Source organism: Francisella sp. AG1 (genome assembly GCF_057683165.1).
This window is the reverse complement of sequence record NZ_CM173135.1, coordinates 1,503,121-1,530,061: the sequence shown is the minus strand read 5'-3', so window position 1 is coordinate 1,530,061 and position 26,941 is coordinate 1,503,121. Positions and strand designations below refer to the sequence as shown.

The window sequence follows — 26,941 nt, the reverse complement described above, 5'->3', positions numbered from 1 at the left end:
GTATAAATAGGTTTCATATGTGGAAAGAGAAAGAATTTAAAAGTTTGTATGTTTATTATTGTTTTCATCATATAATATATTAGGCTACATTTTCTCACTTGATACTTTTCACAATATTTATATTAATTTTTTTCAGTTGTTATTTTCTTTAACTATAGTTTGTGGACTTATATTATTATCTTTTCTTAGATATTTAAGATTCTTCAGTTTTATTTTTTATAAGGTTTCATTACATGCAAAGTATAGCTATAGTCTTTATTTAATACATTTTCCTTTTTTAGTTATTATCGCAGTTATAGTTAATCTGATAATATTGTGCTAAAGACGTGAGTAATAGCATCAGATAAATTATCAAAAGAATTATTTACTTTTCTTAAAATTCTTTTAAAATTGGCCCAAATTTTTTCTATAGGATTTAAATCAGGAGAATAAGCAGGAAGGTATAGTATCTGTATATCAAACTTCTCTGCTATTTTAGCCAATTTAGGAGACTTATGAAAACTAGCATTATCCATAACAACAGTAGTCTTTGGAATTAACTCAGGACATAAATGCTCTTCAAACCACTGATTAAAAATTTGAGTATCTGTATATCCAGTATACTCTAGCGGTGCTATAATCTTCTTTTCTAAATAGTTATAACCAGCAACTATACTTTTTCTCTGAGTTTGATAAGCAATAACTTCACCATAGCTAGGTTTACCAACAAGAGACCATCCTCTTAGTACAGACTGTTTATTATCCATACCCATTTCATCTAAATATACAAGTTTGTTAGGTTCAATAGTCTCAACAACCTCTATAAAACTTTGCCTATCTTGTTCTTTTCTTTGCTTATATTTAGGTGTCTTTTTTTAAAACTAAAACCAAGTCTGTTAAGACAATCATAAAATGTGCTTCTAGGTATTTCAGGAGCTAATGCTTCTCTAATATTTAAAGCCATTGCATCTGGATATGTTCTTAAGTAGCTTTCTATCGCTTCCTTATCTGTAAAGGTTGCTACTCTACCGCAACCCAAGCCTTGCTTAGATTTATAATCACCAGTTGTCTCGTATAAGTTTATCCAAGATCTAGTAGTACGGATATCTATATTAAAAAAATTACTTAGCTCTTTGTCTGTTAGGCCTTCTTTATATTTAGTTATTACGATACCTCTGAAATCTTGGCTATATGATGACATTTTTTCTAAATATTATAACATTATTGTCAAATAACTATCGGATTAACTATATTTTTGACAAATTTAGTTGGCTTGATAATACTAAGCGAGCTTAAGTGATGATCCCAATAATAATGCTTATTTGTGGGGTTGCTTATATTTTCTCTTTGTTTTTTGAGAAAAAACGATATTTTTATAGTTTATTTTTTAAGAATTCTTCCTAGCTTTGCTTTTTTGTTTATAAATCGTATTGTATTGAGAATGCACATGGATTGCCTACTATAGGAGAATGTGGTAGCATTTGTGATTTAAGTAATTTAAAGCAAGAGGCTTGTCTTTATGAAAGAAATATTGGAACTAATAGGAAGAGTAAAGCCTTTATTTTCTGAAGATATGAAAATAAATGAAATTCCATTATATGAAAAAGTTTCCGAATCTTCCTTTTTAGTGCTTGGAGGAGCTGGATCTATTGGTCAGGCTGTTGTAAAAGAAATTTTTAAAAGGAACCCTAGGAAATTACATGTTGTAGATATCTCGGAAAATAACATGGTTGAGTTGGTTAGGGATATTAGGAGCTCTTTTGGCTATATTGATGGGGATTTTAAAACTTTTGCTTTAGATATAGGCTCTATTGAATATGATGCCTTTATCAGGGCTGATGGAGAATATGATTATGTTTTAAACCTATCTGCACTTAAGCATGTGAGAAGTGAGAAAGACCCATTTACTTTGATGCGTATGATAGAAACTAATATTTTTAATACAAAGAAAACATTACAACAATCTATTGATGGTGGAGTTAAGAAATATTTTTGTGTTAGTACTGATAAAGCTGCTAACCCAGTGAATATGATGGGTGCTAGTAAAAGGATTATGGAAATGTTTGTGCATAGGAAGTCAGGTGAAATTGATATATCTATGGCAAGATTTGCTAACGTTGCATTTAGTGATGGTTCTTTACTTCATGGTTTTAATCAACGTGTTCAAAAGGAACAGCCTATAGTTGCCCCAAATGATATAAAAAGATATTTTGTAACTCCTCAGGAGAGTGGAGAGTTATGTTTGATGAGCTGTATGTTTGGTAACAACAGAGATATATTTTTTCCAAAATTGAGTGAAAATTTACATCTTATTTCTTTTTCAGAAATAGCAGTGAAATATTTGAAAGACATTGGTTATGAGACATATTTATGCGAAAGTGAGAACGAAGCCAGAAGTTTAATAGGAACTTTGCTAGAAGATGGTCAGTGGCCATGTTTATTCACTTCTAGTGATACGACTGGAGAAAAAGATTTTGAAGAATTCTTTACAGATAAAGAAGTTTTGGATATGAGCAGGTTTAAAAATCTTGGTGTTATTAAAAATGAAGTGTTATATGAAGATAGTAAACTTAATCAGTTTGAGAATGCAATTAAAGCTCTCAAATTAAAATTATCATGGACAAAAGATGATATTGTTAAAGAATTTCATCGTATTATAACTGATTTTGGCCATAAAGAAACTGGTAAATATTTAGATGGAAAAATGTAGCATGCAAGATGTAGTTAGGTTTATAAAACAAGTTTTTGATACTGAGGATTTTATACCTTTGCATGAACCAAGATTTGCAGGTAATGAAAAAAAATATTTAAATGATTGTGTAGATTCAACCTTTGTCTCTAGTGTTGGTAAATATGTTGATAGATTTGAGCATAATTTTGCAAAAAGCGTTGGTAGCAAATTTGCTATAGCTACGGTAAATGGTACTGCGGCATTACATGTGGCACTTATTTTAGCAGGAGTACAGAATGATGATGAAGTGATTACCCAAGCATTAACTTTCGTAGCTACATGCAATGCGATATCTTATATTAGAGCTAAGCCAATATTTGTAGATGTGGATTTAGATACGATGGGACTATCTCCACGCTCGTTAGAGAATTTTTTAGAGGTGAATTGTGAATTTGTAAGTAATAAGTGTATAAATAAAGTAACAGGGAAAACAATAAAAGCATGTGTACCTATGCATACATTTGGGCATCCATGTAGAATAGATGAGATAAGAGAAATATGTGATAAGTGGGGGATTGTGCTTGTTGAAGATGCAGCAGAGTCTTTAGGTAGTTACTATAAAGGTAAGCATACAGGCACTTTTGGTAGGCTTGGGGCTTTTAGTTTTAATGGTAATAAACTTATTACGTCTGGTGGGGGTGGAGTTGTTGTTACAGATGATAAGTATTTAGCTAAAAGAGCCAAACATATAACTACTACAGCTAAAATTTCTCATACATATGAGTATGTACATGACCAAGTTGCTTATAATTATCGTTTACCCAACATAAATGCAGCCTTATTGGTTGCTCAGTTAGAGCAATTAGATAAATTCTTAGAATCAAAAAGAATTTTGACTAGAAGATATAAAGAGTTTTTTACTAATAGTGATATAAAATTTATATCAGAGCCTATGAATTCTAAATCTAACTACTGGCTGCAAGCCATTTTACTTGATAGTATTAATGATAGAGATGATTTTCTAGATTATACAAATAGAAATGGTGTTATGACTAGACCAGTATGGAAATTAATGAGTGAATTATCAATGTTTAAAGATTGTCAAAAAACAAGTTTAGAAAACTCTGAATATTTAGAGAAGCATTTAGTTAATTTGCCAAGTAGTGTGATTTTACGATGAGAGAAAATATAATTCTTGTTGGTGGAGGTGGGCATTGCCATAGTGTTATAGATGTTGTTGAGCAAGAAAATAAATATACTATAGTTGGAATAATTGATAACGTTGAATTTGTTGGACTAGAGGTTTTAGGTTATCCAGTAATTGGTTGTGATGCTGATTTGCAAAGAATATTCTCTAAGTGTAAAAATGCTATAATTACAGTTGGGCATGTTCAATCAAATTCAATAAGATTGGGTCTTTATAATAAACTTAAAAAAATAGGTTATTTTCTGCCTATTATTGTTTCTCCTATTGCTTATATATCAAAACATTCTTTGGTAGGGGAAGGAACTGTAATTATGCATCATGCGATTATTAATGCTAATGCAAAAATTGGTAAGAATTGTATTATCAATACGAAATCATTGATTGAACATGACGCAGTAATTTATGATAATTGTCATATATCAACTGGAAGTATTGTAAATGGAAAAGTTTTAGTTCGAGAAAATACATTTTATGGAAGCAATGCTACTTCTAAACAAGGAATAGAATGTCAAGGATTCATTAAAGCAGGGAGTGTTGTTAAATGAGTAAAGTGTTTATAATAGCAGAAGCTGGAGTTAATCATAATGGCTCTGTTGAACTTGCAAAAAAATTAATTGATGTAGCAGCAAAATCAGGAGCTGATGCTGTAAAGTTCCAAACTTTTAAGGCAGAAAAATTAGTAGCTAAAAATACTCTTAAGGCTGAATATCAAAAACTAAATATGGTTGGGAAAGATAATTCTCAGTTTAATATGCTCAAGAAGTTGGAACTTGATCTTGATGTTCATAAGGAACTGATAGCCTATTGTAAATTGAAAAATATAATGTTTTTATCGACACCTTTTGATCATGATAGTATTGATCTACTCAATGAATTAAACCTTAATTTATTTAAGATACCTAGTGGTGAGATTACAAATCTGCCATATCTTAGACATATAGGAGGTTTAAATAAGAAAGTAATACTTTCTACTGGTATGGCAAATATTGGAGAGATAGAGGCTGCTTTAGATATCTTGATAGAGTCTGGGACTAAAAAGGAAAATATAACTGTTTTACATGCAAATACAGAATATCCAACTCCAATGAGAGATGTTAATTTGCGAGCCATGGTTACTATAGGTAAGACTTTTGATGTGGATTATGGATATAGCGATCATACCTTAGGTATTGAGGTAGATATTGCAGCAGTAGCAATGGGGGCTGTATGCATAGAAAAACACTTTACTTTAGATAAAGCAATGCCAGGCCCTGATCATAAAGCTTCACTTGAGCCTAAAGAGCTGAAATCCATGATAGAAGCTATACGAAATATAGAGGTTGCTCTTGGAAGTTGTACAAAAAAACCATCATGTAGTGAATTAAAAAATAGGCCTGTAGTTAGGAAAAGTATTGTTGCAAAAAAAAACATAAAAAAAGGTGATCTTTTAACAGAAAAAAATATAACGATAAAAAGGCCTGGCGATGGTATTTCTCCTATGAAATGGGATGAAATGCTTGGTGGCTTTGCATTAAAAGACTATAAAGAAGATGAATTAATATGAAAAAAATATGTGTAGTAACAGGTACTAGAGCTGAATATGGATTATTATGTTGGCTTATGAAAGAAATAGATTCAGATAATAAGTTAGAACTTCAAATTATAGTTACAGGTATGCACCTAAGCCCTGAGTTTGGGCTTACATATAAAGAGATAGAGAAAAATTTCAAAATAGATAAGAAAATAGAAATGCTCCTATCTTCTGATACAGCAGTAGGTATTTCAAAATCCATGGGCTTAGCTCAAATATCTTTTGCAGAAGCTTATGAAGATTTAAAACCAGATATATTGATTGTACTTGGTGATAGATATGAAATATTTTCTGCTGTTAGCGCAGCAATGATTGCACAAATTCCAATTGCTCATTTACATGGTGGAGAAGCTACTGAAGGATTAATAGATGAACCTATAAGGCACTCTATAACAAAAATGAGTCATCTTCATTTTACTGCAACAGATGAGTATGAAAATAGAGTTATTCAATTAGGTGAGCACCCAAGTAGAGTTTTTAATGTTGGTGGTATGGGGGTTGAAAATATTAAAAGGTTAAAACTTTTTAGTAAAGAAGAGTTTGAAGAATCTATTGATTTTAAACTAAATAAAAAAAATATATTAGTTACTTTTCATCCTGTGACCTTAGAAAACAGCACTGCAAAAGATCAATTTCAAGAACTTCTAAATGCCATAGATGAATTACAAGAAACTAATATAATTTTTACCAAAGCAAATAGTGATACAGATGGAAGGGTTATAAATCAGATGATAGATGAGTATGTAGCAAAGAATGCTCATAAATCTACTGGCTTTACTTCTTTAGGGCAACTACGATATTTAAGTGCTTTACTGTTTGTAGATGCAATGGTGGGGAATAGTTCAAGTGGACTTGCTGAAACTCCCAGCTTTAAAATAGGTACTGTAAATATAGGTGATAGACAAAGGGGGAGAATAAAGGCTGGTAGTGTAATAGATTGTATGCCAACTAAAGTAAGTATAATGGAAGCATTTAAGAGACTTTATTCAGATGAGTTCCAAAAAAGGTTAAAAAATGTACAAAATCCATATGGTGATGGATGCGCAAGTAAAAAGATAGTAAAGGTTTTGAAAACTTTTGAACTTGGCAATATATTGAAAAAATCTTTTTTTGATGTGAGATTTAAGTTATGAGAATAGTTTTTATTGGAACTGTAGAGTTTTCTAAAAAAGTTTTACAAAAGCTTATAGACATAGATGCCCAAGTAGTTGGAGTATGTACCAAAGAGAAGTCAACTTTTAATAGTGACTATGCTGACTTAACCTCGATATGCAATGAAAATAGTATACCTTATAAGTTTGTAACAGATATAAATTCAGACGAGAGTGTTAAATGGATTCAGTCATTAAGGCCTGAAATTATATTTTGTTTTGGTTGGTCAAATTTAATTAAAAAAGAATTATTATATTTAACACCGATGGGTGTAATAGGATATCATCCTGCAAAACTGCCTCAAAATAGAGGTAGACATCCACTCATTTGGGCACTAGCATTGGGTCTAAAAAAGAGTGCATCTACTTTTTTCTTTATGCAAGAAGGTACTGATGATGGAGATATATTGTCTCAGAAAGATTTTAATATATTATATTCAGATGACGCTCAAACTCTTTATAATAAGTTAATTGATATAGCACTCTTACAAATAGAAGAATTTATCCCGCAGCTTGAAAATAAAACTTTTAAAAAAATAGAGCAAAATCATGATGAGGCTAATATTTGGAGAAAACGAGGAAAGAATGATGGAAAGATTGATTTTCGTATGAATAGTGAAGCTATTTACAATCTTGTAAGAGCATTAACTAAACCCTATGTTGGATCTCATGTAGAATATAAAGGTAAAAATATAAGTATTTGGAAAGTAAAGGTAATTCAAAATACCCAATCTAACTTAGAAAGTGGAAAAGTTATAGATTCTAAAGATGAATCTATTTTAGTGAAAACATATGATGGGGCTATAGAAATTGTAGAGCATGAGTTTGAAGAACTTCCATCCATTGGAGAATATTTGTGAAAAATAAAGCTTTAATAGTAGCCGTTCACCCAGATGATGAGACCCTAGGATGTGGTGGCACACTTTTGAAACACAAAGAAAATGGCGATGAAATACATTGGCTTAATTGCACAGCTATTGATAAGAGCCATAGTTACTACGCAACTAGAGAAAAAGAGATAAAAAAGGTGTCTAGTATGTATAATTTTGATAGTGTTAATAATTTAAAACTCAAAAGTATGGAAGTAGATGAGTATAGTATGAGTGAATTGATTAGCAAAATATCTAAAGTTATAAATGATGTTAGCCCAAATATTATTTACCTTCCTTTCAAAGGTGATGTTCATAGTGATCATAGGAAAATATTTGAAGCTGCTTATAGTTGTACAAAATCATTTAGATATCCGTTCATTAAAAAAATATATATGATAGAAACTCTCAGTGAAACAGAATTCGCTCCAAGTACTAAGGAAGATAGCTTTATACCAAATGTATTCGTAGATATAAGCGAATTTATGGATAAGAAAATTGAAATAATGAAAGTATTTGAGAGTGAAATTGAAGAACATCCTTTTCCAAGAAGTGAAAGAAATATGAGAGCGTTAGGGACTTTGAGGGGAGCTACTTCTGGATGTGAATATGCTGAGAGTTTTGTGCTTTTGAAGGAAATATTATGAAGAGCATACAAAATATCAAGTTACATATAGACTCAACCATAAAACAAGCTCTTAATATTATTGATAATGGAGCTATGCAAATAGCATTAGTTGTAGATGAAAATAATGTTCTTTTAGGAACTTTAACTGATGGTGATATAAGGCGAGGGCTGCTTAAAGGTTTTGATTTAGATAGCTCTATAGAGACTATAGTTTTTAAAACTCCGACAGTTGCAAAAATTAGTGATACTAAAGAAGATATCTTAAAAATAGCATTATCTAAGAAAATACATCAAATACCAATAATAGATGATACTGATAAGATTTTAGGTATTCAAGAAATTGATGAACTTATAAAACCGAAAAAAAAGACAAATAAAATTATTTTAATGGTTGGTGGGCGAGGTAAAAGGCTTAGACCTTTGACGGATAATACACCCAAACCAATGCTAAAAGTTGGTAATAAACCAATACTTCAAATTATAGTAGAGAAGTTTGTAGAATATGGATATACCAATATAGTTATGTGCGTTAATTATAAATCACACATAATACAAGACTATTTTGGCGATGGTAAGGAATTCGGAGTAAATATAGAGTATATTTTAGAAGAACAAAGAATGGGCACCGCTGGGGCCTTAAGTCTTTTAAAAGAAAACCCAAAAGAACCATTTTTTGTAATGAATGGCGATCTTTTGACAAATGTAAATTTTGAGTATTTACATGATTACCATATATCAAGTAATTCATTAGGAACTATGTGTGTTAGAGAGTATGATTTCCAAGTTCCTTATGGAGTAGTAAATATGAGTTGCAATGAAATATTGTCAATAGAAGAAAAACCTGTGCATAAGTTTTTTGTCAGTGCTGGTATTTATATGCTATCACCAAACATATTGAAATATATACCAGAAGATGAGTTTTATGATATGCCAACTCTTTTTGAGAAATTAATTGAGAAACAAGAAAAAGTCGTTTCTTTTCCATTACGAGAGTATTGGTTAGATATTGGCAAGGTTGAAGAGTATAATAGAGCAAATAAAGAGTATGGTGAGGAGTTTTGATGTATAAGAATAAAACATTTTTGGCTATTATCCCTGCTCGCGGTGGCAGTAAGCGATTGCCTCGCAAAAATGTGCTTGATTTATATGGTAAACCATTAATAGCTTGGACAATAGAGGCCGCTTTAAAAAGTAGCTATATTGATAGAGTTATTGTTAGTAGTGATAATAAAGAAATACTAGAGATATCAGAGAGGTATGGAGCAGAAACTATAGAAAGGCCTGATAACTTAGCTAGTGATACAGCCACTACCTTTGATACAGTAAATCACGTTATAAAGTATAATACTAAAAAATATGATTATATAGTTTTATTACAACCTACAAGTCCACTTAGGATGGCTGAGCATATTGATGAAGCTATAGTGAGTCTAGAACATAAAAATGCTGATGCAATAATAAGTGTATGTGAAATGGATCATAGTCCTCTATGGTCTAATACTTTGCCTAAGAATTTAAGTATGAATAGCTTTTTAAGAGATGATGTTATTAATAAAAGAAGTCAAGATCTTGAGAAATATTATAGAATAAATGGAGCTATCTATGTATGTGATACTAGTAAGCTTAAAAAGAATCAGGGCTTCTTTTTAAAAGATAATATTTATGCTTATGAAATGGATAAAGAGAGCTCTATAGACATTGATGAGTATTTGGATTTCTGTTTAGCAGAACAAATTCTCATTAAAAAATAATACTGAAGTACTTTTCAAGATTATATTACATATTTAATATTAATGTGACAAATGATTCTTATTTATAGTAGTTTTTAAGCTTTTTCAAAGAACTTATAATTAGATCACAAAAGTCATAAAATATAATTGGTTACTTTTTAGTATGAAGCGTAAGGGTTGTTATGATAATGCAGCTTGTGAGAGCTTTTTTGGAACTTTAAAAGTAGAGTTAGTTCATTATGAAGAGTATCAAACTAGAGATGAAGCTAAATCTTCAATATTTGAATATATTGAGGCGTATTATAATACAAAAAGGAAACATTCTACTATTAATTACATGACACCAATTCATTATGAAGATAGAATGAAGTGCAAAACTGTCTCAAATTGACTGGGTAGATCAAGTGTCATATTGATAATCTATATATTGGTGAATATACTATAAGGTATTGGCTGTTGTTGCTTATTAAAAATGGAAAAAGTAAATATTTTAATAGACTGTAAGTGGATTGGTGTCAATCTAAAGGATTTTATAGGTCAGGTTCGTTTAAATAAAAATATTGGCAAAATATATTTAGTATCTACCCAAGAAAATAATGTTTTACAATATCAAGATGAGTTTGATGATTGTGAATTAATTGTCTATCAAATACCGTTTGTGCTTGAAAATCTAGGTATAGGCGGTTTAACGACATTAAAAAATAATATACATGGTATTAAGACGACTATAAAAAATATTGATTATAAATATCAGTTTGATTTTAAAATGTTAGATAATATGGATACAGGTATAGCATTTTCTTCAAATAATAGATTTACTCGTAGGTTTAACTATAGTTTATACTCTGTTGAATATGGTATGGATGTTTATAGCTTTTTTATAAATCTTTTTAGAGATAAGAATATAACCTTTGTTTATAGCATAACACAAAGTCATTATTCTTCTGATTATATGTTAAATAAAGCAGCTATGGACTCTCAAATTGTAAAAAATGTTGTGCATAAAAGATGTATGGGATTTGCTAATGAAGGGATGCATAGATTTTGTTTGATAGATACAAAGAGCAAAGAAATTTATAAAGTGCTACCTGATTTTCATAATGGTTCTGTTAAAGAAAGTCGAATGTATAAGGATGCTGGTTTTGAAGATCGAGAAAAAACTAAGTTAAAATATGTTAGTAGTCTACTGTTTGATACTACTCGAGTATTTAATAAATTAACTTTTACACAGTCACTTAGAGTGTTAAGAAAGAAAATCTACGATAACCTTTATTTTTATCCATTTTATTTATCTAAACTAGCTGAGTACTATGAATCTGTGTGTATTTCTCCAGATTTTGATGAGAAGTATATTTTAGTTTCTTTACATTTTGAGCCTGAAAGTACTATATCACCTACAGATGGGATAAACTCACTGCAACTGTATAATTTAAAGATTCTAAGGTCAATATTGCCCTCAGGATGGAAAATATATGTTAAAGAGCATCCAACACAGTTTAAAAAAGTGGCATATCAGGCATTAGACTCTTTCATAAGATCTCTTCCTCAATATAAAAATAAAAGGTTTTATGAATATATAAGTCAGATACCAGATGTAAAAGTTATTAGTATAAAAGAGAATCAAAAGAAGTTGATTGAGTCAGCACAAATTGTTGTATCTAATGCAGGCAGTGTTTTTGTTGAAGCATCTTCAAATGATAAGCCATGTTTGTGTTTTGGTAACCTAGCTTTTGCAGCTATGTTTAATAATGTTTGGCATGTCTCAGATATCGAAAATTGTAGACTAGCTTTAAAAGAAATACTTAACAAGAAGCAAATAAAGTCAGATTATAAAGAAGTTTTAGAAAATTACTCGATGCAGATGAAAGTTAATGAGAGTTGGCTTTCTCCTACAGTATCTTTATTAAACCAGCTCTATCCATATTAAATATGGTTGTATCAAATTAACCAATATACAAAGTATTGATTGGCAAGTTGGTTTACGAAGATTTCTTAAATATTATATGGTAAATTCTTCTTGTTAAGGCGTAGGTTCCTGTTATTTTAGTGAGAAAAATTATGAGCTTTATAATAAAACCAATAATTTTAGGTATAATAATGTTCTTGAATGTTTTATAAGTTGATATCAATAATAAAATCAGGATGTCTTTAATAATATCTATTAAAGATAGCGTTAATAAGACAGTTGTTTTAAGCTTCACTTTTTGATGTATAAATTAACCTATATGTATTATATTGGAAGTATACCATATAATAAGTGTATAACTATGTTATTAAGTTTTTTAAGTTAAAGATTTACCAATATTGTTTATCAAATTTGACAAATTTATAATTCTCTAAATATTACTGAAAAAGATGATTTAATAAGATAAATAATTAATAATACTTGCTTAATTTGAGCAAAGAGATATTATTTTTTAAATAAGTGAATATTATAAGGATCATAAAAGGGTGCATTTAAGTAGTAAAGAGATTACTGTAATTATAGTTGCTGATAATGACCAAAGTAATATTAATAGTACTTTACAAAGCATAGCTAATCAATCTGTTTTTAATAAAATAGAATCCATTGTTGTAGCTCTTAGTTCGACAGATCAAAATCTTAGGATATTAGATAAGTATAAGGTGGATGTATTAATCGAAAATAACTATATTTCTAATAAATATAAAGCTATTAATGAAGCAATAAAACGTGCTAGTGGTCAGTGGCTAACTTTTTTATTACCTGGAAATGTTTATAAAGATCATAAAGTGGTTGAAAAGGTTTTAGACAAAATAGATGAGACTAAAGATATTTTTTATGGATCAGTTTTGCCTAAAAGAGAATTATTAAATGAAGAAAATCGCCTAGCTATAGATACTGAAATTTATAATTGTAAACCTTTTGAAATGCAGACAGCTTTTTTTAAAAAAAAGTTATTTGAAAAATATTCTTTTGATTGCTCTTATTTGCTTGAGGCAGACTATGATTTAATTGTTAGGTGTTATAAAGCAGGACTCAAATTTGAATATTTAGATATAGATATTTTGACAGTGAAAAAGGAAAAAACATTTAGGTCGTATATAGAGCAATTACACATTTTATCAAAGCACTTTGGAGAAATTGTGGCATATAATAGTAAGATCTTTAAACCTATATACAATGATGGAGTTGTTACACAAAATATAACTATAAAGTCTCAACAAGAATTATTATTTAGCAGAGATCAGGAGCTTCAAGATATTTATATAACAAATGTATATAGATTAGGACGTATATTTAAATATATATCTAGTTTTTTTATAAGGGCTTAGGAAATTCAATGCAAAAAGATATAAGTATAATAACAGTTGTATATAATGCAGAAAATTTTATAGAAAGAACTATTAAGAGTGTGATCAAACAGTCATATTCTAGCATTGAATATTTGGTAATTGACGGTGGGTCATCAGATAAGACTCTTGAGATAATTAATCAATATAAAGATAAGATCGATGTAATTATATCTGAAGCGGATAATGGCATATATGATGCAATGAATAAGGGAGTCTCTCAGGCCTCAGGAAGGTGGATTAATTTTATGAATGCGGGTGATACTTTTATTGATAATAATACAGTTGATTTGATTATGAAGAGTATTAATCAAGAGGATGATATTTTTTATGGTTCTCGTTATATTGTTGATGAAGAGACAAGTGAGACTAAGCTTGAGATTGCTGAAAGTGTTGAATATATTTCAAAAAAAATGCCATTTGGTCATCAAGCAGCTTTTGCTAAAACTGAATTGCTGAAGAAATATAAATTTAATATGGCATATCGTCTATCTGCAGATTATGATTTTTTTTTAAAATGTTATCTAAATAACCATACTTTTAAAAACATAGATATACCTGTATGTTACTTCTATGAAGGTGGTTTATCAATGCTTAAACCTATATCATCTTTTGTTGAAACATTGAAGGTATTATTTGATTATTTTGATGAGAGTACCGTAAAACAGAATATTGCATATATTGATTTATTAAGGTTGGGTAATATTAAAAATCGAAATACAATAAAAAATCAGCAGTATTTAATACACTGCAAAGATAAGCAAATAACATCTTTTTATAATGATTTTTCATATAAATTAGCTAGATTTATAACGTATCCGATAAATAAGCTCAAACTAATGAAATCGAAAAGACAGCTTTAGCTCTTTTAACTAGTGTTTATTTTTCCATTTTGCTAAAATAAGCATGTGCTTAATAATTATAAATGGACGTGCCGTAAACTATGAGATATTTTAAAGAGTTTTATAGGTTTATAAAACATTTAATAAACAATCGTAAGTTGATATTTGTTTTAGCATATAATCAGTTTAGAGAAGAGTACTTAGGTTCTTATTTTGGTGTTGTTTGGGCAGTTATAAGACCAATGGTTTTTATTTTTGTTATTTGGCTAGTTTTTACAGTTGGAATTCGTCCACAATCTGGAGACAGTTCATCTTTAGTTTTATTTCTTTTAACAGGAATGATTCCATGGTTCTTTTTTGCCGAATCTTTAACCAAATCTACAATGTCAGTGGTATCTAATGAGTTTTTAGTTAAGAAGGTGTCTTTTAGTGTTAATATATTACCTTTAGTGAGCATACTATCGTGTATTATTATTCATTTGGTTCTGTTAAGTTTTTTAGTGCTAATTTTTATTCTAAACGGTATTTATCCCAATATTTACTGGTTACAAATTCCATATTATATATTGTGCAATATTATTCTTTTACTAGGCCTAGGATGGTTTGCTGCGGCAACTAGGGTCTTCGTTAAGGATGTCTCAGAGGTTATAGGTCTTATAGTACAGTTTGGTTTTTGGTTTACTCCTGTATTTTGGTCACCAAATAATGTTCCAGAAAGGTATAGGTTTATACTAGATTTTAATCCGATGAGTTATATTATTCAGGGTTACCGTGATATCTTTATAAATAAGATATGGTTTTGGCAGCAGCCTATGGCAACAGTTATATTTTTGATTATGGTTTCGTTTATTTTATTATTTGGGGCAGTAGTATTTAAAAGATTAACACCGCATTTTGGAGATGTTGTTTAATGAAAAAAAATATTGCGATAAAAGTTGAAAATGTCTCAAAGTATTACAAAATTTATAATAGAGCTAGAGATCGTGTAAAAGAAGCTTTTAGTTTAACTAGAAAGAAATATTACAAAAAATTTTGTGCTATTGAAAATGTTAACTTAGAGATTAAAAAGGGAGAAGTTTTAGGGATATTTGGGCTTAATGGCGCTGGTAAATCAACTTTGTTAAAGATGATTGCAGGGGTTGTAACACCATCTAAAGGTAGAATACACGTCAATGGTCATATTAATGCGATGTTAGAATTAACTGGTAGTTTGAACCCTGAACTAACAGGGAGACAGAATATTAAATTTAGCCTTGAACTTAATAATATAGCAGATGAAGATAAAGAAAAAATAACGAAAGAGATTATTGATTTTGCAGAAATTGGTCCACATATTGATCAGCCGGTTAAAAACTATAGTAGTGGAATGGGAGCAAGGTTGGGTTTTGGTATGGCAACAGCTATAAAACCTGAGATCTTGATCGTTGATGAGGTTTTAGCTGTAGGAGATTCTATTTTTCAAAATAAATGTTTTATAAGAATTAGAGAATTACTTAAAGGTGGTACAACTGTAATATTTGTTTCACATAATATTGCTTTAATGATTGAGTTTTGTAGTCGCGCTATATTATTATATGACAGAAATATAATTCTAGACGGTCCAGTAAGAGAAATAGCTCATTTTTATCAAAGGTTATTATTTAGTGATAATAAATCTAATGTGATTTCACAAGCTAGTAAAATCAACTCTAATAATGACTCAGATAAAAATATTGAAGATACAGATAATTCTAATGATATTGTGCGATGGGATAATGAGAATATAAAGTTAATTGATTTAACTATATATGATCAACAAGGGCATGAAACAAGCTTTTTAGAAACAGGTTGTGATTATATATTAGAGTTTAAAATCTTATTTAAGAATGCTTTTGATAAGATTGAGCTTGTTTTCGATGCCTCAAATATAACAGGTAAAAAAATTACCTTATTAGATTCTTCTTCAGAAAAAAATATTATAGAGGGTATAACAAAAAACGAGACTTATCATATAAAAAATATATTTAAATGTACTGTATATGATGGCCAGTATTATATTAAAATGGGTGTAAATGATATTAGTGACAAACGCTATACTAGTGCTCTAGAAAGTTCTAATATTGAAATTAAATTTGAAGCAGGTGTAATTCGTAAAGAAAATATTTTATCAATTACTAAAGCTTAATCGATGAGTTTAAATAGTATTTATAATTTAAATATTTAAAGGTAAGAAAGCAAAGTGAAATTTTCTATAGTTACAGTATCGTATAATTCTGAAAAATATATTGAAGAAACGATTCTTAGTGTGATTACTCAAAGGGGTGATTTTGACATTGAGTATATACTTGTCGATGGTCAATCAAAAGATCGTACATGTGAAATTATACAAAAATATGTTGATAGGTATAATAAATGTGAGCTTGATATTTATTGTAATAATCTAGATATTAAATTTATATCTGAACCTGATGACGGTATGTATGATGCCCTAGCAAAAGGCTTATCTATAGTTACAGGTCAGATAGTTGCTTATATTAACTCCGATGATTTTTATCTACCTAATGCTTTTAAAGCAATTGCTGCAGAGATGAAAAAGTATGGCGATAAAGCTCAGTGGATAAACGCTAAAAATACTTGGTATAATAAGGAAGGAATTATAGAAAATTCGATGTTGCCACTAATTCCTTCGAGGAAAAGAATCCTAAAAGGTATTTATGGGACTAGTTTGCCATCGATACAGCAAGAATCGACTTTTTGGACGAAAGCGTTGCAAGATAAAATGGATATGCAAAAGTTTGCTCAATATAAGCTTGCTGGAGATTTCTTTATGTGGCATCAGTTTGCAAAGCATGCTGATTTACATATATGTAATAGTAATATTGCTGGTTTTAGGCATCATGAGAATAACAAAAGCCATGATCTAAGTGGCTATATGAATGAGTTTTATGATATTATTGGAGGTAAGCTAAAGAAAAACATCTTTGATCTAATGCATATTTTTATGTATAAATTTTATGTTAAATATACTTCTGATAATATGATAAGAAGACGTAATGAGTATGTAAAAATTTTTAGATATATTGGTACTAAATTAAAAGCAAAATTTACTAAGAAGTAAAAAGTTTTACATTATTCAAGTTCAGGAGTGTATATTTTGTTTGATTCAGATTCTGCATATCAGAAAAAATCTAAAAGTAGTCATCCTCTAATAACAATAATTACAGTTGTTTATAATGCCCAAAAAAATATTGAAGACACAATTTTAAGCGTAATTAATCAAAGTTATAAAAACTATGAATATATTATAGTTGATGGTGGCTCTAATGATGGTACGCTTGATATTATTAAAAAATATGAAAGATATATAGATAAGTGGGTTAGTGAGGCAGATTGTGGTATATATGATGCGATGAATAAAGGCTTAGATCTAGCAAAGGGTGGATGGTTGAATTTCATGAATGCTGGCGATAGCTTTTACTCTAATGATGTTCTAGAAAGCATATTTACAAAAAAAATTAATGATAATGTTGATATTATTTATGGTAATACAGATATTGGTCATAAAATTTTAAAATATAAACAAAAATTAAATCTAAAGGCCATGGCACAAGGTATGATGCTTTGCCACCAGTCAACTTTTTATAGGTTAGACAAGTTAATTAGGTATAATTTAGAGTATAAAATTTGTGGTGATCAGGATTTTACGATGCAATATTTTGCTAAAAATAAAAAATCTCAATATATGGATATAACTATTTCCAAGTATGATCTTGATGGTATTTCATCGCAAAATTTAAATAAAATAATGACAGAGAAATTTCTGATAAATAAGTCTTATAGTTTATCTTATATTCCTGTAATAAAGAGTTATATTGTTTCTATTTTGGTAAAAATCCGTAAATTTCTTAGAGGGTATTAGATGATTGTGTGGTTATTTAAATTCAAAGGAATATAGAATGGTATGTACGATTATATAATAGTTACTCATATACCAGCTTTCTATAAAATTAATTTATATAATGAATTAGCAAAAAAAATAAATATTTTTGTAGTGTTTATAGCATCAAATACTAGCGAGAGAAGGGCTGATGATTTTGTTGCTATAGAACGTGCTCAATTTAACTATAAGGTGTTGTATAGTGGCAGCTTTCAAGATAGGAAAGTTTTTACTAATCTTAAAAGTTTGAGGAAGGTTTTAAAAAATCTTTGTTATAAGAAACTATTGCTCTGTGGTTGGGATTTACCAGAATTTTGGTATTTGGTTTTTACTAATAGTAAATATAAGAACTGTTTGGCGTTGGAATCAACAATTAATGAAAGTAAAGCGACAGGTAGGCAAGCTCTTATCAAAAAAATATTTTTATCACGAATAAGTAAAGTCTTTGTATCTGGTAGTTTACATGAGGAGTTATTAGTAAAGCTAGGTTATAAAGGTGAGTTAATAATAACTAAGGGTGTTGGTATAATCAATAAACCTAATTTTAGCAATAACCATAAAAAATATACTAAAAAATTTTTATATGTAGGTAGACTATCAGCAATAAAAAATTTGGAATCATTGATTATGATTTTTAATAGTTTATCTGATTATAGTTTAACTATAATTGGTGAGGGAGACCAAAAGCAATATTTAAAAGGTTTAGCTAAAAAAAACATTATCTTTAAAGATTCCATAAAAAATACAAAATTAAAAGAAGAGTTTATGGCACATGATATTTTTATCTTGCCAAGTAATGTAGAACCATGGGGACTAGTTGCAGAAGAAGCATTGTACTTCGGTCTTCCTGTGGTTATTAGTAAAAATTGTGGCGCTAGAGATATTATAAGCAATGGCTTAAATGGTTATTGGGTAAACTCTGAAAATCATGATGAAATTAAAAGGGTAATATTAGATATTGATGCTGAGAAATATACTCAGTTAATTAAGGGTGTTAAGGAATTTTCTATAGATTCTAAAGATAAACAACAGGTTGATGCTTATATATGAAACTTTTGATTGTCCATAATCGCTATCAATCAAATAACGTTGGTGGTGAAGATATTGTATATGAAAATGAGTTTAAATCTTTGCAAAGTAAACTTGGTGCTGATAATGTTTTATCATATGATGTTTCAAATGATGATATAAGTAGATTTAAGTTATTATTTGGAATATGGTTTTCTAGAAAACATTATAAAAATATTCAGAAGATTGTGCGGGAGCATAGTATTGATATTGTCCATGTACATAATTTTTTTCCTCTATTAACTCCTAGTGTATTTAAAGCGGCAAAAAGAGCTGGTGCAAAAACAATCCATACTTTACATAATTATAGGCTATGGTGTATATCTGGTATACTTTATCGTGATAACTATGGTATCTGCGAATTGTGTGTGAAAAGTAAAATACCATTCTTCGGAATTAAGAATAAATGCTATAGGAAATCAGCTCTGCAGAGTGTGGTTGCACAATTAGCATTTGGATTTTATAAATTTTTAAAGATGTTTAAGCATATTGATTATTTTTTTGTACTGACTAACTTTCAAAAAGAAAAAGTAAAGACTCTGGGTATACCTGAAGCTAAAATTATACTTAAACCAAATAGTATTAGTAATAATTCTCAATTTATTCCAGCTTCTTTAGCTGAGAAAAAAGGTTATATTTACGTAGGAAGGTTAGAGGAGTCAAAAGGAATATATGAACTTTTGAAAGCTTGGAAGTCCTTAGATAAAGAATATATATTAACGATAGTTGGTGATGGAGAAATTACAGCTGATTTGATTAAAGAATATGCCGTAGATAATATTATTTTTAAAGGTAAATGCTCTAGAAATGAAACATTAGGGCTTATATCATCTTCTAAATATTTAATTCAACCTTCGATTTTATATGAAACATTTGGGTTGACTATAATTGAGGCTATGAGTTTTGGAGTTCCTGTTATAGGGTTTGATATCGGTACACGAAAAGATCTTATTCAAGATCAAATTAATGGTTTTTTGGCAAATAAAGATGATTTACTTCAAACGTTAAAATTATCATATAATTATGGTTCTTATCAACAAATGAGCCAAAATGCGCAGAATACAGCTAGATTCTATCAAAATGAATATATAATAGATAAGCAGTTAGGATTATATAAAAGGTTTTTAGAAGGTTAAAGAGTGAAAGTATCAATAATTACAGTAAGCTATAATTCAGCACAAACGATAGAGAGTACAATCAAATCCGTATTATCACAAGATTATACTAATATTGAGTACATAGTGGTTGATGGCGGAAGTAATGATGGCACTAAAGAAATACTTAGTAATTATTCTTCTAAGTTAGCAAAAGTAGTTAGCGAACCAGATAAAGGCATATATGATGCTATGAATAAAGGTATTGCATTGGCAACGGGCGATATCATTGGTATTTTGAATAGTGATGATTGCTATATTGATGTCGATGTTATCACTAAAATTGTTGAGAATATGAAAAAGAATAATACTGCTATGATTTTCGCAGACCTACTTTTTGTTAACAGATCCAATAAAATTATGCGATATTATTCTGCTAAAAGGTTTACACCACAAAAATTGAAATTTGGCATAATGCCACCACACCCAACTCTTTTTGTTAAAAAATCGATATATCAAAAATACGGAAACTATCGTCTTGATTTTCAAATTGCTGCGGATTATGAGATATTTGTAAGATTTTTATTAGTCCATAAGCTTACTTATTCCTATATGAATGAATGCATAATAAAGATGCTTGAAGGTGGTGTAAGTACAGATAGCTTTAAGAGTAAAAGAATTATCAATCAAGAAACTATGAAAGCTTTTAAAGTTAATGGAATAAAAGCTAATTATTTATGTATCTTGACTAAGTATCCAGTCAAGGTTTTTGAAATATGTAAAGGACGTTTTCTCAACCTTAGAAATAGAAATTTTTAATTCAGGAGATTTAAATGGAAGAAGTTATAATCAAAGATGTAATTAAATCTAGTGGAGTTAAGTTTGGTACTAGCGGAGTCAGAGGACTTGTAAGTGCTATGACAGATAAGATATGCTGGTTATATACCAAAGCTTTTATTCAGTTTTTGGAAGATAAATATAACCTTACAAGAGGTGTAAAAGTTGCTGTAGCTTATGATCTACGTGATAGTAGTCCAAGGATAGCTAAAGCTGTGATGAAGGCGATTGATGATAGTGGCTATGAAGTTATAAATTGTGGTGAAATACCTTCCCCAGCAGTTGTACTGTATGGGATGTCGCAACAGATTCCATCAGTTATGGTTACAGGTAGCCATATTCCAGAAGATAGAAATGGTATTAAATTTAATACACCATATGGTGAAGTTCTTAAAGCTGATGAGCAGATGATTATTAACCAAATAGTTGCTGTCAAAGAAGAAATTTTTGATCAAAACGCGATGTTATCATGTCAGTATGAAGTACCAAAAAGCTGTGACATAGCACATTCTCAATATGTAAATAGGTATGTAGATTTTTTACCAAAAAACTGTTTGCATGGCAAAACGATAGGGCTTTATGAACACTCATCTGTTGGAAGAGTGATCTTAAAAGAAATTTTAGAGAAACTAGGCGCAGTAGTTATATTATTAGGATATTCTGAAAGGTTTGTCTCAGTTGATACCGAAGCTATACGTGCAGAAGATATAAAACTTGCTAAGCAGTGGGCTAATGAAAATAAGTTAGACTGTATAGTGTCGACTGATGGTGATGCTGATAGGCCATTAGTTAGTGATGAATATGGTAATTGGCTGAAAGGTGATGTACTAGGTGTTTTAACAGCTAGGTATTTACAGGCTGACTCAATAGCAACTCCTGTAAGTAGCAACACTATAGTTGAGAAAGCAGGTTATTTTAAAAATATTATTAGAACTAAAATAGGTTCACCATATGTGATTTCAGCAATGAATTCACTGCTATCACAACAACAAACAGGGGTGGTTGGCTATGAGGCTAATGGAGGGTTTCTATTAGCTGGAGATATTTTTATGGGAGCTAGGGTGTTAAAAGCTTTGCCTACTAGAGATGCAGTAATACCAATGCTTGCAGTACTTATGCTCTCTATTGAAGCAGATAAGACTATATCTGAGATTTTATTTGATTTACCGTCAAGATATACAGCTAGCAGTAAGATTGATGATTTTGCAACAGAAAAAAGCCAAGAAATATTAGATGCTATCCTAAAAGGAAAATCAGATCTTTTAGAAAAGATTGTATTAGAGTATTTTGAGGGAAATAATGCTATTAAGAATATAGATACTACTGACGGTGTTCGTGTTACTTTTGAAAATGCGGATATAGTTCATCTTAGGCCGTCAGGTAATGCTCCAGAATTAAGGTGTTATACTGAGGCTTCTACAGAAAAAGATTCTAAAAAACTAAATGATTGCTGTATTACTTTGATAGAATCATTTTGATTTTGATGATATTTTGTTTATTAAGATTAATTATTTGATTTGCTAATTGTGTAAATAGCGGGAAAGTATGCTAGATGTTATAGAATGTTTTTGTGAACAAAACTTTTCTAGACTTGGTAGAGATGAGTTTGTAGAGACTCTAGCTATTAAATTAAGAAAAATATTGCACTTAGCAACGGTGGATGAAAAAAATTACACACGTACACCTATTTTTAAAAATGATCAGTTTGAGGTTTTGCTTTTAAGGTGGCCTGTAGGATCTTTTTCTAAAATCCATGATCATAACAATCAAACCTGTAGTGTTTATTTACTTAAAGGAGAATTGAGCAGTTTTTCTTATCACTTTAATCAAGCAGAGTTTATTCGATCTGAAAGACAAGAAATTTCTGGTGGCAAGGTTTATACTGCGGTAGAGCAGAATATCCATAGTATTCATAATTTCTCGGAAAGGGTTGCATATACACTACATGTATATAGTAATCCAATTAAAAGCTGTAGAGTTTTTGATAGTAATGGTAATTTTAGAAAAAAAGATTTAGCATCATAATAAGATGGTTTTTGAAACGGGTGTTAAATAGCGCCTCTTTTCATAGTTTCAAAAAATTGTTCATTTGTTAGAGATCCTTTCATTTTTTCAGTTAAGAACTCCATTGCTTGAACATCTTCCATACCACCTAGAATCTTACGAAGTACCCAAAGCTTTTGTAATTCTTCAGGACTGGTAAGAAGCTCTTCTCTACGAGTACCAGATCTATCAAAGCTAATAGCTGGGAATACACGGCGTTCAGCAATCTTACGATCAAGATGGAGCTCCATATTACCAGTACCTTTAAACTCTTCAAAGATAACTTCATCCATTTTTGAACCTGTCTCAACTAGAGCAGTTGCAATGATAGTCAAGCTACCGCCTTCAGCTGTATTACGTGCTGCACCAAAGAATCTTTTAGGTTTTTGTAGGGCATTTGCTTCAACACCACCTGATAGTACTCTACCTGAAGCTGGAGAGACTGTATTATATGCACGAGCAAGTCTTGTAATTGAGTCTAATAAGATTACAACATCCTGCTTATGTTCCACTAGTCTTTTAGCTTTTTCTATTACAATTTCAGCTAGTTGGACATGACGAGCAGCAGGCTCATCGAATGTACTAGCAACAACCTCTCCACGTACTGAGCGTTGCATTTCAGTAACTTCCTCAGGACGTTCATCAATTAGAAGCATAATTAGATTGCACTCTGGATGGTTCTTAGCAATTGAAGTTGCAATATTTTGCATCATAATTGTTTTACCAGTTTTTGGTGGTGCTACTATCAAACCACGTTGACCTTTACCAAATGGAGCAGCTAAATCAATAACTCTTGCTGTAATGTCTTCATTAGAGCCATTACCAATTTCCATAGTTAACCTTTCTTTTGCATATTCAGGAGTTAAGTTTTCAAAGAGAATTTTTTTTCTAGCAAGTTCGGGAGAATCAAAGTTGACACTATCAATATGCTTAACAGCAAAATATTTTTCGCTATCACGAGGAGGACGAATTTTACCAACAATGCTATCGCCAGTACGTAGGTTTAGCTTTCTAATAAATGCTGGAGATACGTAGATATCGTCAGGGGAGGCAAAATATGAGCTATCTGATGATCTTAGGAAGCCGTAACCATCTTGCAAAACTTCTAAAATACCTTCACCATAAATATCTTCGCCTTTATCAGCATGAAATTTTAGAATTGAAAAAATAAGTTCTTGTTTTCTTGCGCGAAGTGATTCAAGATCTAGGCTCTGAGCCATATCCATTAGCTCATTAACAGATTTATATTTTAGTTCATTTAAATTCATTTGATTCTCTATTTGTAAAAGATGTGGTCTTATAGCTAAATTATAGGTATTTATCTATGATTGAGATTAGTTGACTTTTTTGTACTACACCAACTTTAGTTTCTTTGTTTTCACCATCTTTGAAAACCATAAGTGTGGGCACGCCGCGAACACCAAATTTTTGCGCTGTCTCTTCATTATCATCGATATTGATTTTGCAGATTTTAATTTTGTCACCATAATGGTCTGCAATTTGTTCAAGTATCGGAGAAATCATTTTGCAAGGACCACACCAAGGTGCCCAAAAATCTAATAATACAGGGTTGTCGCTATTAACAACTTCACTTTCAAATTGACTATCTGATATATCGATACATTTTGACATGCTTTGATTTTCCTTTATTTTTTTTTGATTTTAAACTGATTGGGCAGACTAACTGCTATGTGTATGATAATTTCATAAGAAGTTAAACTAATTGTTAATTATTATAAACAAAAAAACTTCTTAGACAAATTTTTTTAGCTATTTTACATATATTTTTTTATAATGAGAGATATATGGAAATATAAATTTTTATATTATATGTCAAAGATAGTCGCCACAGTAGATTTAGGTTCAAATAGTTTTCATATGCTTATTAGTGAAATTAAGCCTAATGGAGAGGTTATTATATTATCTAAACAAAAGCGGAAAGTTCAATTAAGGGCGGGGCTTAATAATAATTTGACTATTAATAAAGATATTCAAGAAAAAGCGGTTGAGTGCTTAGAATTATTTGCAAAAGAAATTAAACTTTATAATGTTGAGCATATTCGTGCGGTTGGGACCTACACTCTCAGAAAGGCTAAAAATAATATAAAAGGTTTTAAAAAAAGGCTGGACAAGGCCCTTGGAACTAAAATTAAGATAATTTCTGGACCTGAGGAGGCTAGGCTTGTTTATATTGGTGCTAGAGATAATTATGATATTAAGCAAAAAACTCTAGTGGTAGATATTGGTGGAGGTTCGACTGAATTAGTTATTGGTAGGGGAAATAAAATACTTATAGCACGTAGTTTAGATCTGGGTTGTGTTGGTATACAGAAAGATTATTTTTCTAATGAAAAGTTGGATTTTTCAAATTTTTATGCAGCGGCAATGCGTGCAAAACAAGCGCTAGAACCTATCTTAACTAAATATAAAAAAGTTGGTTGGAATAATGTTTTAGGATCTTCAGGGACAATAATAGCAGTGACTAATATGTGTAAGAAGTTTACAAATAGCTCAATCGTTACAAAAGATTTTTTAAATAAACTTATAACTATGATGATCGATAAAAGAGAAGTTGAAAATATACATTTTGATGGCCTAAGAGAAGATCGAGAGAGCATATTAGCAGGGGGTGTTATTATTTTATACGTAATATTTGATTGTTTAGGGATTTCACAAATGGAATTATCAAATGGTGCGGTCCGTGAAGGTGTATTATATGAACTTGTGAAAAACAAATATAGAATAACGATTCAATGAAATATATCCCACTAGCAGCTAGATTAAGGCCTCAAAAAGTCAATGATGTAATAGGTCAGGAGCATTTATTATCAGATAATGGAATGCTAAAGAAAATGCTTATTGGAAATGGTATTTGTTCTTTGATCTTATCTGGTACGCCTGGGGTAGGTAAGACAACATTAGCTAGAATTATAGCTAGATCTAAAAAGTTGGAGTTTTTTGAGTTATCAGCAGTTGATTCTGGTGTCAAAGAAGTAAGGAAAATAATTACAGATAATCAACATTTAGACAGTTTTGTATTATTTTTAGATGAAATCCATCGTTTTAATAAGTCTCAGCAAGACTTGCTTTTACCATATGTTGAATCAGGAAAAATTATATTAATTGGAGCAACTACCGAAAATCCAACCTATTACCTGAATGATGCATTGGTCTCTAGGCTTTTTGTTTTACGTCTTAAGAGACTGGAATTATTGGGGGTGAAAAAATTAGTTCAAAGAGCATTATCGCAAGATGAAATTTTATCAAAATATTGTTTTGATGTGGAAGAGTGTATATATGAAGCTATATATAATTATAGTGCAGGAGATTGTCGTAAAGTTTTAAATCTTGTTGAGAGGATGTTTCTTATTAGTGATCAAGAAGATAATATTTTTTTAAATAAAAAAATATTTGACCAGGCTGTAGGTGAAGCATCACGAGATTTTCATAGAGAAGGTAAGGAATTTTATGAACAATTATCTGCTTTTCATAAGTCAATTAGAGGTACAGACCCAGATGCAGCAGTTTTTTGGTTAAGCATTATGATTGATAATGGTGTTGATCCCTTAGTTATTGCTAGAAGAATGCTTTGTATAGCATCTGAAGATATAGGTAATGCGGACCCTCAAGCTTTGAGAATGGCTATAGATGCATGGAATGCTTATGAGAAGCTTGGTTTGCCAGAAGGTAGGTTAGCACTATCGCAAGTAGCTATATATCTGGCGATTGCTCCAAAGAGTAATGCTTGCTATAAAGCTTATAATGATGCTCTTAGCGTATCAAAATCATTCAGGAATATAAACGTGCCCCAACATCTCAAAAATCATAAAGATAGCGGGTACTTGTATCCACATGATTATCCAAATTCATATGTTAATCAACAATATTTACCCCAAAATATGGGACAGAACTTTTATAAACCTTCAGGAATTGGGTTTGAAAGTAAGATTAAAATCAAGCTTGATAGTATTGCTAAGATAAGAAGTAAGAATTAATCTATTAAAATTTAGGATTTATATGTTAT

Annotated in this window: 26 protein-coding genes and 1 pseudogene; 24 read left to right on the top strand and 3 right to left on the bottom strand. The window is 30.2% G+C overall.

Annotated features, from left to right (window positions below; genetic code table 11):
• Positions 1-299: 299 nt before the first annotated feature.
• A protein-coding gene (locus tag ACR0PV_RS07920) for an IS630 family transposase (protein WP_488172569.1) occupies positions 300-1,180 on the bottom strand; the annotation gives its coding sequence in 2 pieces (ribosomal slippage) (positions 300-856 and positions 856-1,180; 882 coding nt in all).
• A 318-nt stretch (positions 1,181-1,498) separates the two neighbouring features.
• On the opposite strand from ACR0PV_RS07920, the gene ACR0PV_RS07915 reads away from it, so the two are divergent.
• From ACR0PV_RS07915 to ACR0PV_RS07810, 22 genes and pseudogenes are all read left to right on the top strand, one after another.
• Complete coding sequence (locus ACR0PV_RS07915; protein WP_488172568.1) at positions 1,499-2,689, top strand: UDP-N-acetylglucosamine 4,6-dehydratase; 1,191 nt, start codon at positions 1,499-1,501, stop codon at positions 2,687-2,689.
• Positions 2,676-3,830, top strand: a complete 1,155-nt coding sequence (locus ACR0PV_RS07910) for a LegC family aminotransferase (RefSeq protein WP_488172567.1) — start codon at positions 2,676-2,678, stop codon at positions 3,828-3,830. The genes ACR0PV_RS07915 and ACR0PV_RS07910 overlap by 14 nt, the downstream gene beginning before the upstream one ends.
• Positions 3,827-4,402 (top strand): PglD-related sugar-binding protein, encoded by a 576-nt coding sequence (locus ACR0PV_RS07905; RefSeq protein WP_488172566.1) that lies wholly within the window; start codon positions 3,827-3,829, stop codon positions 4,400-4,402. Before ACR0PV_RS07910 ends, ACR0PV_RS07905 begins: the two co-directional genes overlap by 4 nt.
• Positions 4,399-5,400 (top strand): N-acetylneuraminate synthase, encoded by a 1,002-nt coding sequence (gene neuB / locus ACR0PV_RS07900; RefSeq protein WP_488172565.1) that lies wholly within the window; start codon positions 4,399-4,401, stop codon positions 5,398-5,400. The genes ACR0PV_RS07905 and neuB overlap by 4 nt, the downstream gene beginning before the upstream one ends.
• Positions 5,397-6,560 (top strand): UDP-N-acetylglucosamine 2-epimerase, encoded by a 1,164-nt coding sequence (neuC, locus tag ACR0PV_RS07895; RefSeq protein ID WP_488172564.1) that lies wholly within the window; start codon positions 5,397-5,399, stop codon positions 6,558-6,560. Before neuB ends, neuC begins: the two co-directional genes overlap by 4 nt.
• The gene (locus ACR0PV_RS07890; protein ID WP_488172563.1) at positions 6,557-7,438 is read left to right on the top strand and encodes a formyltransferase family protein; all 882 of its coding nucleotides are present in this window, start codon (positions 6,557-6,559) and stop codon (positions 7,436-7,438) included. Before neuC ends, ACR0PV_RS07890 begins: the two co-directional genes overlap by 4 nt.
• A complete protein-coding gene (locus ACR0PV_RS07885) occupies positions 7,435-8,094 on the top strand; it encodes a PIG-L deacetylase family protein (protein WP_488172562.1) in 660 nt (219 codons plus the stop codon). The genes ACR0PV_RS07890 and ACR0PV_RS07885 overlap by 4 nt, the downstream gene beginning before the upstream one ends.
• Positions 8,091-9,137, top strand: a complete 1,047-nt coding sequence (locus ACR0PV_RS07880) for a nucleotidyltransferase family protein (RefSeq protein WP_488172561.1) — start codon at positions 8,091-8,093, stop codon at positions 9,135-9,137. The genes ACR0PV_RS07885 and ACR0PV_RS07880 overlap by 4 nt, the downstream gene beginning before the upstream one ends.
• Positions 9,137-9,826 (top strand): acylneuraminate cytidylyltransferase family protein, encoded by a 690-nt coding sequence (locus ACR0PV_RS07875; RefSeq protein WP_488172560.1) that lies wholly within the window; start codon positions 9,137-9,139, stop codon positions 9,824-9,826. Before ACR0PV_RS07880 ends, ACR0PV_RS07875 begins: the two co-directional genes overlap by 1 nt.
• 139 nt (positions 9,827-9,965) lie before the next feature.
• Positions 9,966-10,196 (top strand): annotated as a pseudogene (locus tag ACR0PV_RS07870) (IS3 family transposase); the annotation flags it as partial.
• Positions 10,197-10,277: 81 nt separating this feature from the next.
• Complete coding sequence (locus ACR0PV_RS07865; RefSeq protein ID WP_488172559.1) at positions 10,278-11,732, top strand: hypothetical protein; 1,455 nt, start codon at positions 10,278-10,280, stop codon at positions 11,730-11,732.
• A 524-nt stretch (positions 11,733-12,256) separates the two neighbouring features.
• Positions 12,257-13,099 (top strand): glycosyltransferase, encoded by an 843-nt coding sequence (locus ACR0PV_RS07860; RefSeq protein WP_488172558.1) that lies wholly within the window; start codon positions 12,257-12,259, stop codon positions 13,097-13,099.
• 8 nt (positions 13,100-13,107) lie between these two features.
• A complete protein-coding gene (locus ACR0PV_RS07855; protein WP_488172557.1) occupies positions 13,108-13,980 on the top strand; it encodes a glycosyltransferase family 2 protein in 873 nt (290 codons plus the stop codon).
• Between the two features lie 80 nt (positions 13,981-14,060).
• Positions 14,061-14,870 (top strand): ABC transporter permease, encoded by an 810-nt coding sequence (locus tag ACR0PV_RS07850; protein WP_488172556.1) that lies wholly within the window; start codon positions 14,061-14,063, stop codon positions 14,868-14,870.
• The gene (locus ACR0PV_RS07845) at positions 14,870-16,123 is read left to right on the top strand and encodes an ABC transporter ATP-binding protein (protein WP_488172555.1); all 1,254 of its coding nucleotides are present in this window, start codon (positions 14,870-14,872) and stop codon (positions 16,121-16,123) included. The genes ACR0PV_RS07850 and ACR0PV_RS07845 overlap by 1 nt, the downstream gene beginning before the upstream one ends.
• A gap of 54 nt (positions 16,124-16,177) precedes the next feature.
• Entirely contained in the window at positions 16,178-17,056 is an 879-nt protein-coding gene (locus tag ACR0PV_RS07840; protein ID WP_488172554.1) for a glycosyltransferase, read from the top strand.
• A 36-nt stretch (positions 17,057-17,092) separates the two neighbouring features.
• Positions 17,093-17,857 carry a glycosyltransferase family 2 protein gene (locus tag ACR0PV_RS07835; protein WP_488172553.1) on the top strand — a complete coding sequence of 255 codons (765 nt, stop codon included), beginning with the start codon at positions 17,093-17,095 and terminating at the stop codon, positions 17,855-17,857.
• A 42-nt stretch (positions 17,858-17,899) separates the two neighbouring features.
• Positions 17,900-18,925 carry a glycosyltransferase gene (locus tag ACR0PV_RS07830; protein ID WP_488172552.1) on the top strand — a complete coding sequence of 342 codons (1,026 nt, stop codon included), beginning with the start codon at positions 17,900-17,902 and terminating at the stop codon, positions 18,923-18,925.
• Positions 18,922-20,079, top strand: a complete 1,158-nt coding sequence (locus tag ACR0PV_RS07825; protein ID WP_488172551.1) for a glycosyltransferase family 4 protein — start codon at positions 18,922-18,924, stop codon at positions 20,077-20,079. The genes ACR0PV_RS07830 and ACR0PV_RS07825 overlap by 4 nt, the downstream gene beginning before the upstream one ends.
• Positions 20,080-20,082: 3 nt before the next feature.
• Complete coding sequence (locus ACR0PV_RS07820; protein WP_488172550.1) at positions 20,083-20,856, top strand: glycosyltransferase family 2 protein; 774 nt, start codon at positions 20,083-20,085, stop codon at positions 20,854-20,856.
• Positions 20,857-20,870: 14 nt separating this feature from the next.
• A complete protein-coding gene (locus ACR0PV_RS07815) occupies positions 20,871-22,352 on the top strand; it encodes a phosphomannomutase (RefSeq protein ID WP_488172549.1) in 1,482 nt (493 codons plus the stop codon).
• 67 nt (positions 22,353-22,419) lie between these two features.
• A complete protein-coding gene (locus tag ACR0PV_RS07810) occupies positions 22,420-22,899 on the top strand; it encodes a cysteine dioxygenase (protein ID WP_488172548.1) in 480 nt (159 codons plus the stop codon).
• Between the two features lie 23 nt (positions 22,900-22,922).
• On the opposite strand, the gene rho is transcribed toward ACR0PV_RS07810, so the two are convergent.
• Together rho and trxA are read right to left on the bottom strand one after the other, a co-directional pair.
• A complete protein-coding gene (gene rho, locus ACR0PV_RS07805; RefSeq protein WP_488172547.1) occupies positions 22,923-24,185 on the bottom strand; it encodes a transcription termination factor Rho in 1,263 nt (420 codons plus the stop codon).
• A 40-nt stretch (positions 24,186-24,225) separates the two neighbouring features.
• The gene (gene trxA / locus ACR0PV_RS07800) at positions 24,226-24,549 is read right to left on the bottom strand and encodes a thioredoxin (protein WP_488172546.1); all 324 of its coding nucleotides are present in this window, start codon (positions 24,547-24,549) and stop codon (positions 24,226-24,228) included.
• Between the two features lie 198 nt (positions 24,550-24,747).
• On the opposite strand from trxA, the gene ACR0PV_RS07795 reads away from it, so the two are divergent.
• Both ACR0PV_RS07795 and ACR0PV_RS07790 read left to right on the top strand, forming a co-directional pair.
• Entirely contained in the window at positions 24,748-25,674 is a 927-nt protein-coding gene (locus tag ACR0PV_RS07795; protein ID WP_488172545.1) for a Ppx/GppA phosphatase family protein, read from the top strand.
• Complete coding sequence (locus ACR0PV_RS07790; RefSeq protein ID WP_488172544.1) at positions 25,671-26,912, top strand: replication-associated recombination protein A; 1,242 nt, start codon at positions 25,671-25,673, stop codon at positions 26,910-26,912. Before ACR0PV_RS07795 ends, ACR0PV_RS07790 begins: the two co-directional genes overlap by 4 nt.
• Positions 26,913-26,941 lie beyond the last annotated feature (29 nt).